At 64.9% G+C, this 13,173-nt stretch carries 14 protein-coding genes and 2 pseudogenes; 8 read left to right on the forward strand and 8 right to left on the reverse strand.

Annotation, left to right across the window (positions count from 1 at the left end; translation table 11 throughout):
- Positions 1-15 precede the first annotated feature (15 nt).
- From U5A82_RS17615 to rplL, 4 genes are all read left to right on the forward strand, one after another.
- The gene (locus U5A82_RS17615; RefSeq protein ID WP_326292167.1) at positions 16-663 is read left to right on the forward strand and encodes an LPS export ABC transporter periplasmic protein LptC; all 648 of its coding nucleotides are present in this window, start codon (positions 16-18) and stop codon (positions 661-663) included.
- Positions 663-1,229 carry an LptA/OstA family protein gene (locus tag U5A82_RS17620; protein WP_326292169.1) on the forward strand — a complete coding sequence of 189 codons (567 nt, stop codon included), beginning with the start codon at positions 663-665 and terminating at the stop codon, positions 1,227-1,229. The genes U5A82_RS17615 and U5A82_RS17620 overlap by 1 nt, the downstream gene beginning before the upstream one ends.
- Before the next feature lie 350 nt (positions 1,230-1,579).
- Entirely contained in the window at positions 1,580-2,095 is a 516-nt protein-coding gene (rplJ, locus tag U5A82_RS17625) for a 50S ribosomal protein L10 (protein ID WP_326292170.1), read from the forward strand.
- A gap of 75 nt (positions 2,096-2,170) precedes the next feature.
- Positions 2,171-2,545, forward strand: coding sequence for a 50S ribosomal protein L7/L12 (rplL, locus tag U5A82_RS17630; protein ID WP_093013634.1), 375 nt, complete (start codon positions 2,171-2,173; stop codon positions 2,543-2,545).
- A 108-nt stretch (positions 2,546-2,653) separates the two neighbouring features.
- Here rplL and U5A82_RS17635 read toward each other — a convergent pair whose 3' ends face one another.
- Positions 2,654-3,910 (reverse strand): hypothetical protein, encoded by a 1,257-nt coding sequence (locus U5A82_RS17635; protein WP_326292172.1) that lies wholly within the window; start codon positions 3,908-3,910, stop codon positions 2,654-2,656.
- A gap of 216 nt (positions 3,911-4,126) precedes the next feature.
- On the opposite strand from U5A82_RS17635, the gene U5A82_RS17640 reads away from it, so the two are divergent.
- Positions 4,127-4,330: a hypothetical protein gene (locus U5A82_RS17640; protein WP_326292173.1), complete on the forward strand. Its 204-nt coding sequence runs from the start codon at positions 4,127-4,129 to the stop codon at positions 4,328-4,330.
- Positions 4,331-4,342: 12 nt separating this feature from the next.
- On the opposite strand, the gene U5A82_RS17645 is transcribed toward U5A82_RS17640, so the two are convergent.
- Positions 4,343-5,752: an OprO/OprP family phosphate-selective porin gene (locus U5A82_RS17645; protein WP_326292174.1), complete on the reverse strand. Its 1,410-nt coding sequence runs from the start codon at positions 5,750-5,752 to the stop codon at positions 4,343-4,345.
- Between the two features lie 139 nt (positions 5,753-5,891).
- Between U5A82_RS17645 and U5A82_RS17650 the strand changes: the two are divergent.
- A pseudogene (locus U5A82_RS17650) lies at positions 5,892-7,381 on the forward strand (ABC transporter substrate-binding protein).
- Positions 7,382-7,417: 36 nt separating this feature from the next.
- Positions 7,418-7,840 carry a DUF4112 domain-containing protein gene (locus tag U5A82_RS17655; RefSeq protein ID WP_326292175.1) on the forward strand — a complete coding sequence of 141 codons (423 nt, stop codon included), beginning with the start codon at positions 7,418-7,420 and terminating at the stop codon, positions 7,838-7,840.
- A 30-nt stretch (positions 7,841-7,870) separates the two neighbouring features.
- Here the strand turns inward: U5A82_RS17655 and U5A82_RS17660 are convergent, their stop codons facing one another.
- Entirely contained in the window at positions 7,871-8,581 is a 711-nt protein-coding gene (locus U5A82_RS17660) for a ribonuclease T2 family protein (RefSeq protein ID WP_326292176.1), read from the reverse strand.
- Positions 8,574-9,422: a carboxylating nicotinate-nucleotide diphosphorylase gene (nadC, locus tag U5A82_RS17665; RefSeq protein WP_326292178.1), complete on the reverse strand. Its 849-nt coding sequence runs from the start codon at positions 9,420-9,422 to the stop codon at positions 8,574-8,576. The genes U5A82_RS17660 and nadC overlap by 8 nt, the downstream gene beginning before the upstream one ends.
- Positions 9,423-9,505: 83 nt before the next feature.
- Between nadC and U5A82_RS17670 the strand changes: the two genes are divergently transcribed.
- A complete protein-coding gene (locus U5A82_RS17670; protein ID WP_326292180.1) occupies positions 9,506-9,664 on the forward strand; it encodes a type II toxin-antitoxin system Phd/YefM family antitoxin in 159 nt (52 codons plus the stop codon).
- Between the two features lie 118 nt (positions 9,665-9,782).
- Here U5A82_RS17670 and U5A82_RS17675 read toward each other — a convergent pair whose 3' ends face one another.
- The 4 genes and pseudogenes from U5A82_RS17675 to U5A82_RS17690 form a co-directional block, all read right to left on the reverse strand.
- The gene (locus U5A82_RS17675; protein ID WP_326292182.1) at positions 9,783-10,181 is read right to left on the reverse strand and encodes a hypothetical protein; all 399 of its coding nucleotides are present in this window, start codon (positions 10,179-10,181) and stop codon (positions 9,783-9,785) included.
- Positions 10,178-11,085 (reverse strand): annotated as a pseudogene (gene nadA / locus U5A82_RS17680) (quinolinate synthase NadA). The gene U5A82_RS17675 and the pseudogene nadA overlap by 4 nt, the downstream one beginning before the upstream one ends.
- 125 nt (positions 11,086-11,210) lie before the next feature.
- Positions 11,211-11,924, reverse strand: coding sequence for a DUF4230 domain-containing protein (locus U5A82_RS17685; protein WP_326292184.1), 714 nt, complete (start codon positions 11,922-11,924; stop codon positions 11,211-11,213).
- Positions 11,909-12,787 (reverse strand): MBL fold metallo-hydrolase, encoded by an 879-nt coding sequence (locus U5A82_RS17690; protein ID WP_326292185.1) that lies wholly within the window; start codon positions 12,785-12,787, stop codon positions 11,909-11,911. The genes U5A82_RS17685 and U5A82_RS17690 overlap by 16 nt, the downstream gene beginning before the upstream one ends.
- Positions 12,788-13,173 lie beyond the last annotated feature (386 nt).

A 13,173-nucleotide genomic window follows, 5' to 3' on the forward strand; every position in this document is an offset into this window, starting at 1 on the left:
CCGAAGGGTCCAGCCATGTCCGTCCAGGCCGATCAGCAACGCGATGTGCGCCGTCAATGGGCGCAGCCCGGCGGCAGTCATGACCGGCTGGTGTCGCTGCTCAAGAACTGGCTGCCGGTCGCGGTGGGCGTGCTGGCGGCGCTACTGGCGACCGCGCCCTTCACCGGCGGCGACAAGGTCAGCTTCGTGCTCGACAAGAACAAGGTCGAGGTCGCCAAGGACCGCATGCGCCTGACCGAAGCGCTGTATCGTGGCGAGGACAGCAAGGGCCAGCCCTTCTCCCTGCGCGCCGGGTCCGCGGTGCAGAAAAGCTCGCGCGAGCCGGTAGTGGACCTCAACAGCATGTCCGCGCGCATCCTGCTGTCGGATGGCCCCGCCGTGCTGAACGCGCAGAAGGGGCGATACGACATGGACACCGAACGCGTCGCCATCGTCGGCCCGGTGCAGTTCGAGGCGGCGGGCGGCTATCGTCTCACCACCCGCGACGTCGGCATCGACCTCAAGACCCGGCGGATGAAGAGCGCGGGCCGGGTCGATGGACGCATCCCGATCGGCACGTTCAGCGGCGACCATCTGGAAGCGGACATGGCCGCACGCACGGTGACATTGAATGGCCGGGCAAGCTTGCGCATCGAACAAAATGGCCTCAAAGGGCGAAACTGATGAAACGCACCCTGATCCTGCTGTCGACCGGCCTTGTGGGCGCCACCGCGCTGATGTTCGCGGGCGCGGGTACGCCGCTTGGGGCACAGGTCATGAAGAATCACGACAGCAACGCCCCGGTCAATTTCAACGCCGACCGGATCGAGGTGCAGGACCGCGCCGATCGCGTCGTCGTGTCGGGCAATGTCCAGGTGACGCAGGCGGGCATGACGCTGAACGCGGCGCGCATGACCGTCGCCTATCGCAACCAGCCGGGCGGCGGCACCAATGGCGTGGACATCGACCGGATCGACGCGTCGGGCAATGTCGTCATCAACAAGGCGGACCAGACCGCGCGCGGCAATGTCGCCATCTACGACCTTAACAGCAAGCTCATCACCATGTTGGGCAACGTCACGCTGACGCAAGGCGCGAATCGGCTGACCGGCGGACGGCTGGTGATGGACCTGACCAGCGGCCGCACCACCGTGGACGGCCGTTCGTCCGGCGGCGGCGCGGCGGGCACGTCGACCAGCCCCAGCGGGCGCGTGTCGGGCACCTTCACGGTCCCCCAGCGCAAGAACTGACCGGCCCATCGTCGCAGGTCGGGCGGCGTGCGCGTCGTCCATGCGTCAGATTCCGCGTGACATGCCCACCCCTTTACCCTAAAGGCGCGCCCAGCAGGTTCCCGGCAGCGATGTGGGGAACCTTCCGTCCGAGACAGTTGGCGAAGGGAATATGCCCTTCTTAATCTCCAGCCTAGACGGGGAAAAGTTCTTTACCGATCGGGCGACGCGCCTGATTCGGGTCTGCCTGTCTCCTTTACATGGTGCGGGCCGGTCGATCTCTCCCCTTCGGACTTAGTGCCCCATGCCCCATGGCGTGGGTTTAGTCGTTCGCCCGTGCAAGCGGCGTGAACATGAAGTGGAGTAATGGCATGGATCGTAATCAGAAATCTGAGGTCGTTTCCGCGCTGAACGCAGAACTGGCAGAAGTTGGCGTGGTCGTCGTGACCCGCAACCTCGGCATGACCGTCGCTCAGTCGACCGTCCTGCGCCAGAAGATGCGCGAAGCCGGCGCTACCTACAAGGTTACGAAGAACCGCCTCGCCCGTATCGCCCTGGATGGCACCAGCTACACCGGCCTCAGCGACCTGCTGAACGGCCCGGTTGGCCTCGCCACCTCGGTCGACCCGGTCGCCGCCGCCAAGGTTGCGATCGATTTCGCCAAGACCAACGACAAGCTTGAGATCGTTGGCGGCGCGATGGGCGAAGTGCTGCTCGATGCGGAGGGCGTCAAGGCCCTGGCATCGATGCCGTCGCTGGATGAACTGCGTGCCAAGCTGGTCGGCCTTCTGGTCGCCCCGGCTACCAAGCTCGCAACCGTCACCCAGGCACCGGCAGCGCAGCTTGCGCGTGTCTTCAACGCCTATGCGGAGAAGGAAGCGGCCTGATTGGTCGCGACCGACTTCCTGTAATCGTTTCAATATCATAGTGCGGGTTTCGTCCCGCTTAGAAGGACATATATCATGGCAGACATCAACGCTCTGGTCGATCAGCTTTCGGCCCTCACCGTCCTCGAAGCCGCCGAGCTGTCGAAGGCTCTGGAAGAAAAGTGGGGCGTTAGCGCCGCTGCTGCCGTCGCCGTCGCCGGCCCGGCCGCTGCCGCTGCTGCTCCGGCTGCTGAAGAGCAGACCGAATTCGACGTCATCCTGACCGGCGACGGTGGCAAGAAGATCAACGTCATCAAGGAAGTCCGCGCCATCACCGGCCTGGGTCTGACCGAAGCCAAGGCGCTGGTCGAAGCCGCGCCGAAGGCCGTCAAGGAAGGCGTGAACAAGGACGAAGCCGAAAAGGTCAAGAAGCAGCTTGAAGAAGCTGGCGCGACCGTCGAGCTGAAGTAATCGGTGCGCCCCGGGTTTCCGGGGCACATCGTTCAGCCTTGGGGTACGCCCTCTGGCTGGAGAATATCGGGCGGCGCCTTTTCGGGGGGCCGCCCTTTTCTTTGCCCGTCACATGGCGACCACCATGGCGTGGATGATCAATTCCACCAGCGTCGGCGCCAGGAACAGCATCGCCAGCGCATAGGGCGCGGGACGCCAATGGCGCGCGATCACCCCGATGCCCGTGCTCGCCGCCAGCGCAATGCCAGGCCACAGGACATTATAATAGCGGGTCTGTGCGATCGTCAGGTCGCCCATAGTCTGGAAACTGCGCCAGCCGAAGGTGAAATGGATCGCCATCAGTATGATGAGCCCCGCCATATAGGCGAGGGCGATCGGACGCACCGCCACCCTCCGCAGGCCGAATCCGGCCACGCCCAGCATCGCCAGCAATCCCGCCGCGATGACCCGCAGCGTATAGAAGCCCTCGTCCGCGGGCCATTTCCACAGGAGCGTGCGGCCGAAATAGCTGGCGAACTGGACCATGTCATAATGCGCCCGTTCCGCCACCGGCACCCACCACACCGCTTTGTTGACCCACAGGACCTGGCCGGTCTCCGCCAGGTTCACGGCATAGGGGATGAGGCCGATCGCCACGCCCAGCCCGGCAAAGGCGAACAGCGGATCGGTAAGGGCGATGTCGCGCCGGATCAGGCGCAATCCCAGCCAGGCGAACAGCGTTGCGGCGAGTCCCAGCAGCGCCGTCAGCTTCGTCCAGCCCGCGACAGCCAGACCGATCATGACCCACCATCCTGCCGCCGGCATACCGACCACGCCTGCGAACACCACCGCTGCGGCCAGTGCGGCCAGATTGTCGTTATTGATCAGGCCGCCCACGACCGCGCCCTTGGGGAAGCTGGCGGCGATCAGCGCGAACAGGGTCGGCGACACCGTGTCGGCGGGCATGCAACGACGCACCGCGATCACCGTGACCAGCAATGCCAGCGTCGATAGCAGGACATTGGCCAGGCGGAACAGCAGCGGATCGCCGCTGATGCCCATCAACGGCGCAAGCAGCAGATAATAGAGCGAAGGATGGTTGATATAATTATGATAGGGCGACCAGCGCGACAGATCGTCCTGCCGAAGCAGCAGGTAGCGGCTCCAGTCCGGAAACAGGGTCGCCTGCTCATATTGTGCCCGGATCACGGAGTAATGCTGCAACTCGTCTATGCGCGTAGGAAATGGAATCCGCAGCGTCAGCCAGACCAGCAACGCGCCATAGGCACCGATGACGATCCACACGCCGATCGGCAGGGCGAACGGCATGCGAACGGATCGCTCCGTCAGCGGCGGGGTTACGGGCAAGGGGCGGAAAGCGGCCATCGGCTCCTCAAAAATAGACGCGTCATGATAAGCGCTTATCGCGCACGACCCTTGCAATATCGTTGCGGCCCGACACCGTTCCTGATGCAAAAGCTCTGCACATCATGCCCGTTACAGGCAAGTAGCCCGACCGTCGAAAACGCAGTGTCAATGTTTCGCTAACCATTTTAGGTAATGAACCGGTATCGATCGCAAGCGGGGGAAAGACGTAATCCCATGGCCGAGCCACTAACCTACGCTACGCTGGAACGGATACAGGTGCCGCGCCCGGCGGACCGGCTGGGCTTCATCGCCAATCTGCGCCGGGATCGCCGCGTGCTGGACATAGGCTGCCTTGATGAAACGGCGTTACAAACGCGCAGCGTGGAGCAGCTGTTTCCGCTGGTCAGTTTCGGCTATATCCTGCGCATCAGACTCTGACTATCGCTCCCGTCAGAAGTCCAGTTCGGCGCGCCACCCGATCACATCCACGCCATAGTCGCGTCGGCCGTTCGACGGGATCGCCGCATCGGTATAGCGCAGATGCGCATAGTTGAGGTTGAAGCGCAGATAGTCGATCGGCGTCCACACCAGCGCCGCGATCACGGCATTTTGCGTGCCGCCCACGATATCCCTGTCGTTGAGGCTGAGATAGTCGTAGCGCAGCGTCGCCTGCAACGCGCCCCAGCCGCCGCCGCCCAGCGGACTGTCGGGCTTCACGACGCCGAAAATCCCGTTCTTATAGCCCCGGCTTTCGCCGGTCAGCACATAGCCGACCTCGCCATAGCCGCCGAAGAAGGTCGGGTCGGCCAAGCCCGGCCGCGACACCCGCAGCCAATGCGCTTCGCCCGCCACCCATAGCGGCCCACGCTCGCCCGCCAGTTCCAGCCCATAATGGCTCTCGCCATCCGCCGCGATTTCGGGGGTGGCCAGGAAGCGGCTGTTGGCGGTGTGGAGATAGGCGCGCTGGCGATAGCGTTGCGGATTTTCGCTCAACCGCTGGAAATCGCGCCAATGGCCCGATGCCGCGACATGCAGCTGCGTCTTGCCGAATTTGGGCGCGAGGACGATGCGACCGTCCACGCCATAGCTGTTATTTTCATCGCCCCCATCGGCGCCGTCCGAATCATTGGTCAGCGAATCGGCGCTGTCTGAAAAGATGCCCGCCTGCGCCAGCACGATGCCGGACCGATATTGCGCCGAAAGGCCCAGTCGCCGTTCGAACCCGAAGGCGTCGGTGAAGGCCGCCCGCTCCATAACCGCCCCGCCGGTGTCGCTTATCAACTCGTCCAGCGACTGGAAGGCGTTATGATTGCCCAGCGTGACCAGCCACTTGCCCTTCTCATAAGTGATGAAGGTATCGACCAGGTCGACGCTGTTGTCGGACAGTTCCAGTTCCAGCTTATAGCCGAAACCGCCGCCCAGCTGCCCTTCCCCACCCAGACGCAGGCGGCGCAGTTCGTTGGAATAGCCCTTCGCCCGATCGTTGACGCCACCGGGGGCCATCAGCAGGCCCGCATCATATTGGATGCGCCCCTTCACATGGAAGCTGGCCCCGCCCTCGCTGAAGACCGGCCCGCCCTTCCAGTCGATCGCGGCCTCGTCCGGGGCTTTGGCCTGCGCCGTGCGCACCGGGGCGGTGGCGGAAGGCACGCCTGGCGGTGGCGGCGCCGTGGCGGTGGGCACCGATGCCGACGCGCCGTCCAGCCGCGCCTCCAGCCGGTCGACCTGCGCCTTCAGCGCCGCGATTTGCGCCCGCATCGCATCGGCTTCGGCCGCGCTGATCGCCTGTGCGGCCAGCGGCGTCGGGGCCATCAGCATCGCCAGCGCCACGCTGCTGGTCCATCGCGATAGGGGACGCATAGATTTCCCTTCCTTGTCCGGTGACGCCGATATGAATTTTCCATGACGATTGCGCGTCTTTTGCATTTCAATTTTATGACAGGCCCATGTGCGACGATGGGCGGTTGGCGCGCGCGCGATCGCGGGCTACTCCTGGCGCATGTTCGCGTCCGCCTATCCCTTCGTCCGACGCCTTGCCTTCGTCGTCGCCGCACCAATGCTGTGCGCGCTGCTTGCCGCCTGTTCCGATCAGGGCCGCGATCCCGTCGTCGTCAGCGTAGTGGGCGATCGCGACGATTTTGCGAAACCGCTGCCCAACCTGCCCGATCCCGGCGCGAAACTGATATTGGAGGCGACGGCGCAGGGCCTGGTCGCCTTCGACGCGAGCGGCGACATCTTGCCCGCGCTGGCCCAGCGCTGGATCGTGGAGGATGACGGGCGCAGCTATATCTTCCGCCTGCGCCGCGCCTTCTGGGCCAATGGCGCGCGCGTCACCGCGCCCGATGTCGCGCGGATGCTGATGGCGCGGATCGAATCGCTGCGCCGCTTCGACCCCGACGGGCCGCTCGACGCGGTGCAGGCGGTCGTGCCCATGACGGGCGAAGTGATCGAAATCCGCATGGCCGCGCCGCGTCCCTATGTGCTCCAGATGCTGGCCCAGCCGCAGATGGCGCTCGTGTCGCGCGACGGCGGCACCGGTCCCTATCGCCGGGCGGCGCGCGGCAACGCGGTCGTCCTGACCCCGGTCGATCGCGCCAGTGGCGACGATGCGGCGGACGAACCGGTGCCGCCATGGCAGACGCGCGTCCTGCGCGCCGAACGCGCCGCGCTGGCGATCATCCGCTTCCGGGAGGACGACGCCACGCTGGTGCTGGGCGGGCGCTTCACCGACCTGCCGCTGCTGGTGCCCGCCGGGATCGACCGCAACGCCGTGCGCGTCGATCCGGTGCGCGGCTTGCTGGGCCTGGCCGTCACCGGGCGCGGCACGCTGCTGGACGATCCCGGCATCCGCGCGGCAATCAACATGAGCATCGACCGGAGCCAGTTGCCGACCATCTTCCCCCTGGGTGGCTGGGCGACCAGCGAGCGGCTGCTGCCCGACGCGATGGACCTGGGCCGCCAGCCGACCGATCCGGCCTGGACCGGCCTGCCGCTCGATCAGCGGCGCGCGCAGGCCAGCGCGAACGTCACCGTATGGCGCGCCACCCACGGCGCGCCGCCGCCGCTGCGCATCGCCCTGCCCAAGGGGCCGGGCGCGACATTGTTGTTCGCGATGCTGCGGCGCGACCTGGCGACCATTGGGCTGGACGTCCGGCGCGTGGCGATCGACGCGGAGGCCGACCTGCGGCTGGTGGACGATGTCGCCGCCTATGACAGCGCGCTATGGTATCTCGGCCGGGTCGGCTGCGCGCGCAAGGTGCATTGCAGCGACGTGGCCGATGCGCAGTTGCAGGCCGCCAGCCTCGCCAGTTCGCCCGAGGAACGCGCCGCCCGCATCGCGGAGGCCGAAGCGCAGATGGTCGCGCATAACGGCTATATTCCGCTGGGCGCACCGGTCCGTTGGTCGCTGGTCGCCAAACGGCTCACAGGCTTTGAACTGTCCCCCGCGCGCGGCACCCATTGAACCATCTGTTCCGCGCTACCAATTAGGGATTCGGGCAATTTGGGGGTGAGGAGACAGGCACCATGGCGATTTCGCAGGATCAGTTCGAACAGGTTGTGCGCGATATGCCCGGTTTCGGCCGCGATCCCGCCTCCGTCCGCCGCCGGATCGAGGCGATGGAGGCGATGTTGGAGGGGCTGTTCGTCATCCCCGGCACCCAACGCCGAGTGGGGCTGGACAGTCTGGTCGGCCTGATCCCCATCGTCGGCGACCTCGCCACCGCCGCCATGGGCGCGTGGATCGTGTGGGAAGCCCGCAACCTTGGCATGTCGAAATGGCAACTGACCCGCATGGCCGCCAATATCGGCGTCGATACGCTGGTGGGCGCGATCCCCTTCGCGGGCGACCTGTTCGATTTCCTCTACAAGTCGAACACGAAGAATCTGCGGATCATCCGCAAGCATCTCGACCGCCACCATCCCGCAACGGCGGTGATCGATTTGTAACACTATTCCCCGGCGCAGGCCGGGGAACCGTTAGCCCTGTGGCGGCTCGATCCGCAGCTGCGCCCGGTCCCTGACCCCGCCCTGCTGCGGCGGGCAGCTGATGTAGCGATATTGGCGGTCCATGCAGATCCACACTTCGCTGAGCGACCCGTCGCGCGTCACGTTCAGACGAATGCCATCGGCGACCATGCCCTTATTCTCGGCCGCAAAGGCCGTGGCGAAATCGCGCGCCGACAGGGTCGGTCGCGCGGCCAGCGCCGTCATGTCGGGATAGCGCAGCGCCTGATACAGCTTGCGCGACAGGGCGAAGAATTTCGTCGGCGTCGTGGGCAGGCAGGTCCCATGCTTGACCCATTCATGCTGGATCAGCTGCACCGATGGCGTGGCGCACAGATGGTCGCGGATCACCTTGCGCGGCAGGGGCGCGGCGGGCTTGCAATATTGCGGCCATTCCTGCCCGTAACCGTCGGGCCACAGGCCATGCAGCGTGAAGGCGAAGCGATTGTCCGACCGACACTGAAACACATCACGTGGCCCCCCGCGCGACGTCTTGCAATATTGCGGGCTCCAGCTGACCGCCAGCGTGTAATAGCCGACCGGCAGGACCCGCTTGGGATCGTCGGCGGTCGGCCCCTCGACCTGCGGCCGCGCGATGATGTCGGGCAGGCGGCATTGATTGGCCTGCGCCAGCGCGACGCCGGGCGTCGCCAGTGCGACCAGGGGCAGCAGGGCCTTAAGCATAAGCGAAATCCAATCCGATGTCGGCCGCGGGGGCCGACTGTGTGAGGCGGCCGACGCTGATATAGGTGACGCCCGTTTCCGCCTTGGCGCGGATCGTCTCCAGCGTGACGCCGCCCGACGCTTCGGTCGGCACGCGCCCGCCGACCAACGTCACCGCACCACGCAGCGTGGCGGCGTCCATATTGTCGAGCAACAGGTGCGTCGCCCCCGCCGCCAGCGCCGGTTCGATCTGGTCGATCCGGTCGACCTCCACGATGATGCTGGCGACCCCGGCGGCGACGGCGCGGCGCACCGCTTCCTCGACCGATCCGGCGACCGCGACATGATTGTCCTTGATCATCGCCGCGTCCCACAGCCCCATGCGATGATTGGTCGCCCCGCCCATGCGCGTCGCATATTTCTCCAGCACGCGCAGGCCCGGGATGGTCTTGCGCGTGTCGAGCAGGGTGGCGCCCGTGCCGTCGATCGCATCGACATAGGCCCGCGTCATCGTCGCGATGCCGGTCAGATGCTGCACCGTGTTGAGCGCGGACCGCTCCGCCGTCAGCATCGCCCGCGCCTTGCCCCGGATGCGCAATATGTCGGTCCCCGCCGCCACCCGGTCGCCATCGCTGGCGAGTGACTCGATCATGGCATCGGGGTCGAGCGCGCGGAAGAAAGCGGCGGCGATCGGCAGCCCCGCCAGCGTCACATCGTCCCGGCTGTCCATCACCCCGTCGAAGATCGCATCCGCCGGAATCACCGCCTCGCTGGTGACGTCGCGCCCGTCGGGGCCAAGATCTTCGGCCAGGGTGGATGCGACGAACGCATCGATATCGAAACCGGGGAGGATGAAGGTCATGGCCCTTCCTCTAGCCGCCCCGCGCGGCCCACCGCAACCGCTTTCGGATTGACCTGAGCCTGCATGAGGCGCAGCTTTTCACCATGCTGACAGTCACGGAACAACAGGCAAAAGCCCAATGGTCCAAACTCCTCGTTCGTGCGCGAGATGGCGAGGAGATTATCATCACACGCGATGGCAAGCCCTACGCAAAGATGGTGCCTCTCACTACCGAGCAGCCCCAACAATCCCGTTCGGGCTGAGCCTGCCGAAGGCTCTCCTGAGCGCCTGCCTTGCAGGCAGTTGAAGGACCCTGCTCTTTTCTTCAAGAAGTACGGCCCTTCGACAAGCTCAGGGCGAACGGATTGAGAGCGGAGTTGATCAGTTTGGCGACAGCGCCTCGACACAGAAGTGGCCTGTATCGGCTTCAAAATAGGTTATCCGCCAACGTAAGCCGAACCGCTCTTCGGCATTCCAAGGCGTAGCTTTCTCGACACCAGTCTTGGACGTGCCATCCACAATGATGGCATCAACCCATCCGGCATGATGTTCGAGCGCATATAGGATATGCATACGCCGCTTGATGTTGCCAGGCTTTCGCTCCCATTCTTCAAGCCGCCCACCGCGCAATCTGGTATCCATCGTCAATGGTTTGGCGGCCCAGTCAATTTCGGAACGCCAAAGCGTCAAGCAAACGCCGTGATCGCCCTGTGCGCTCCAGTCGGTGCGAGGCGCTTGAAGCTTATATCCCAGCTTCGAAAACGCCTCGCCATATTTCATGGCCGCGCCCCGACATCCCCCTGCCCCACCGTGCCGCTGGCCATTTCCAGCATCCGGTCCAGGCTCTTCTTCGCCTGCAATCGCAGCGTTTCGTCCATCTCGATGCGCGGCTGCAAGTCGCGGAGCGACAGGTACAGCTTCTCCATCGTGTTGAGCGCCATATAGGGGCAGATGTTGCAGTTGCAGTTGCCGTCCGCGCCGGGCGCGCCGATGAAATGCTTGTCGGGCACCGCCTTTTCCATCTGGTGGATGATATGCGGTTCGGTCGCGACGATCAGCGTGTCGCCCGGCATCGTCTTGGCAAAGTCCAATATGCCGCTGGTCGATCCGACATAATCGGCATGATCGACGATATAGGGCGGGCATTCGGGATGCGCGGCGATGGGCGCATGCGGGTGCTGCGCCTTGAGTTTCAGCAATTCGGTTTCGCTGAACGCTTCATGCACGATGCACACGCCCGGCCACAGCAGCATGTCGCGGCCCAGCTTGCGCTTCAGATAGCCGCCCAGATGCTTGTCGGGGCCGAAGATGATCTTCTGGTCCTTGGGGATCTGCGCCAGGATCTTTTCAGCCGATGACGACGTCACGATGATGTCGGACAGCGCCTTCACCTCGGCCGAACAGTTGATGTAGCTGAGCGCGATATGATCGGGATGCGCCTCGCGAAATGCCTTGAACTGGGCGGGGGGCAACTGTCTTCCAGCGAACAGCCCGCATCCATGTCCGGCAGCACGACGATCTTCTGCGGTGACAGGATCTTGGCCGTTTCCGCCATGAAGCGCACGCCGCAAAAGGCGATGACGTCCGCGTCCGTCTCCGCCGCCTTGCGAGACAGTTCCAGGCTGTCGCCGACGAAATCGGACAGATCCTGGATTTCGGGCGACTGATAATAATGGCCGAGGATGACGGCATTGCGCTCCTTGCGCAGCCGGTCGATTTCGGCGCGCAGATCGGCGCCCTGCGGAATAGCCGTGATCGCGTTCATACCCTGATACTCCTCGGTCCCATGGCTGGCCCTTTGCCCGCGCCCTAGCGCTGCTGTCGCTTGTTGGCCAGTACCTCATTGATCGGCGTGGTCACGTCCCACTGATCCTGGCTGCGTCTCTCCGACGGGAAGGTGACGATCACCCGCGCGTCGCCAAAGCCCATCGCGGCGAGCGGCGCGCCCATGACCTTGCCCACCGCCGCGCGGCCATATTCGCGCGCCTGCGCCATGCGTTCGGGCGACCGGGCCGATGCCGCCGCCCGCGCCTGCGCATGGGCGGATATCTTGCGGCTGAGTGCCTCGCCTGCCGCCCGCGTGACGAACAGGCCGCTGGTGCGCACCAAAGTCCGGCGCGCCTCATCGACATTGGGCTTGTCCGCCGTCACATCGGGCGCGTTGACGATCAGCGTGCGGCGCTTTTCGTCCCATTCCAGGTCGCCCGCGTCCAGCTTCGACAGGTCGATGAAATAATCGACCGAATAGGGCATCTTGACCACTTGGTCGGACTTGAGCCAGCCAAAGCCGCGCACATCCTGCGCCGTACTCTGGATCGTGCCGTTCAGCCGCGACACGCGCAGGTCGCTGGCGCCCGCAATCTTTTCCGCGATGATCTTCGTCACCGCCGATCCGTCCTCTTCGACCGTGACGACATAGTCGCGATTATAACGCTGCCAGCCGACCAGCATCGCGGCGCCCACGCCCAAAATCAGCAGCGCAGCAACAACCGGACCGGCATAGCGCCTCAGCGCATCTGCCATCGGCCGTCCCCGACAGGCGCGGCCAGCCCCCGGCCGTCCAGGTCGATCAGATGCGCCAGCACCGACCGCCCGGCCGCGCCATAGAGGCGCGGATCGACGCCCTTATACATGTCCGCCACTATGTCCGGGATGGCGCTGTCGCCGTTACGCGCCATAAAGCGCAATATCTGCCCCTCGCGCTGCTTGCGATGGCCCATCATGCCCCGCACCAGCCGCTGCGGCGTCTCGATCGGTTCGCCATGGGCGGGATAATAGATGACATCATCCCGCTCCAGCAACCGCTGCATCGAGCGCATATAGGCCGCCATGTCGCCATCGGGGGGCGAAATGACGCTGGTCGACCAGCCCATCACATGGTCGCCAGTGAACAGCGCCTTTTCTTCCAGCAGAGCGAAGCAGAGATGGTTGGACGTATGCCCCGGCGTCGCAACAGCCTCCAGCGTCCAGCCAGGCCCGCTCACCTGCTCGCCATCGACCAGCACGCGATCCGGTCGATACGCGGCGTCGAACGCGGCGTCGGCGCGTGGTCCGTCATCCTCCAGCGTCAACGGGGGGCAGCCGATGATCGGCGCGCCGGTCGCCTGGCTCAATGGCCGCGCGGCGGGGCTATGGTCGCGATGGGTGTGGGTGCAGAGGATAGCGACGACGCGGCGGCCAGCGATCGCAGCGGTCAGCGCGGCCAGATGATCCGCATCGTCCGGGCCGGGATCGATGATCGCGACGGCCTCCGCGCCGACGACATAGCTCTGCGTGCCGGTATAGGTGAAGGGCGAGGGATTGGGCGCCAGCACCCGCGCCACCAAAGGCGATAGCGCCATCAAAACGCCGGTCGGCAGGTCGGCCGGATCGAAAGGAGGTGCCATGCATCCCATGTGCCCATTTATGCGCGGATTTCAAGGGTGGGGGATTGAGACTATGCTTTGGTTGCGGGCAGAAAGCGGACATGATTGCATCGTCACCCCAGCGAAGGCTGGGGTCTCAAGCGACGGCGGGATATGGTCGCCGCTAGTATCTGACTCGACTGCCTTGCGCCTCTGCTTGCGATGCCAGCCTTCGCTGGCATGACGTTGCTGGGCGGCAGGCCTGACCAAATCCGCATCCATCTGTCCTACCCGGCCAGCCCATGTTAGGCTCAGCCCATGTCCACCGCGCGCCCTTCCTGCTCCTACCCCTCGCAACATAATTTCCAACTTCTGTTCCGAAATATCAAAATCAGCGGGAAATGTGCGAAGTTAAGCGGGACATTTCC

This window comes from Sphingobium sp. CR2-8 (assembly GCF_035818615.1).
Classification (GTDB): domain Bacteria; phylum Pseudomonadota; class Alphaproteobacteria; order Sphingomonadales; family Sphingomonadaceae; genus Sphingobium.

Coding starts and splice junctions, on each gene's coding strand:
- U5A82_RS17685 (WP_326292184.1), bottom strand. CDS start 11,924: ATGGCAGATGCGCTGAGGCGCTATGCCGGTCCGGTTGTTGCTGCGCTG.
- nadC (WP_326292178.1), bottom strand. CDS start 9,422: ATGACCTTCATCCTCCCCGGTTTCGATATCGATGCGTTCGTCGCATCC.
- rplL (WP_093013634.1), top strand. CDS start 2,171: ATGGCAGACATCAACGCTCTGGTCGATCAGCTTTCGGCCCTCACCGTC.
- U5A82_RS17640 (WP_326292173.1), top strand. CDS start 4,127: ATGGCCGAGCCACTAACCTACGCTACGCTGGAACGGATACAGGTGCCG.
- U5A82_RS17660 (WP_326292176.1), bottom strand. CDS start 8,581: ATGCTTAAGGCCCTGCTGCCCCTGGTCGCACTGGCGACGCCCGGCGTC.
- U5A82_RS17615 (WP_326292167.1), top strand. CDS start 16: ATGTCCGTCCAGGCCGATCAGCAACGCGATGTGCGCCGTCAATGGGCG.
- rplJ (WP_326292170.1), top strand. CDS start 1,580: ATGGATCGTAATCAGAAATCTGAGGTCGTTTCCGCGCTGAACGCAGAA.
- U5A82_RS17670 (WP_326292180.1), top strand. CDS start 9,506: ATGCTGACAGTCACGGAACAACAGGCAAAAGCCCAATGGTCCAAACTC.
- U5A82_RS17645 (WP_326292174.1), bottom strand. CDS start 5,752: ATGCGTCCCCTATCGCGATGGACCAGCAGCGTGGCGCTGGCGATGCTG.
- U5A82_RS17690 (WP_326292185.1), bottom strand. CDS start 12,787: ATGGCACCTCCTTTCGATCCGGCCGACCTGCCGACCGGCGTTTTGATG.
- U5A82_RS17655 (WP_326292175.1), top strand. CDS start 7,418: ATGGCGATTTCGCAGGATCAGTTCGAACAGGTTGTGCGCGATATGCCC.
- U5A82_RS17675 (WP_326292182.1), bottom strand. CDS start 10,181: ATGAAATATGGCGAGGCGTTTTCGAAGCTGGGATATAAGCTTCAAGCG.
- U5A82_RS17635 (WP_326292172.1), bottom strand. CDS start 3,910: ATGGCCGCTTTCCGCCCCTTGCCCGTAACCCCGCCGCTGACGGAGCGA.
- U5A82_RS17620 (WP_326292169.1), top strand. CDS start 663: ATGAAACGCACCCTGATCCTGCTGTCGACCGGCCTTGTGGGCGCCACC.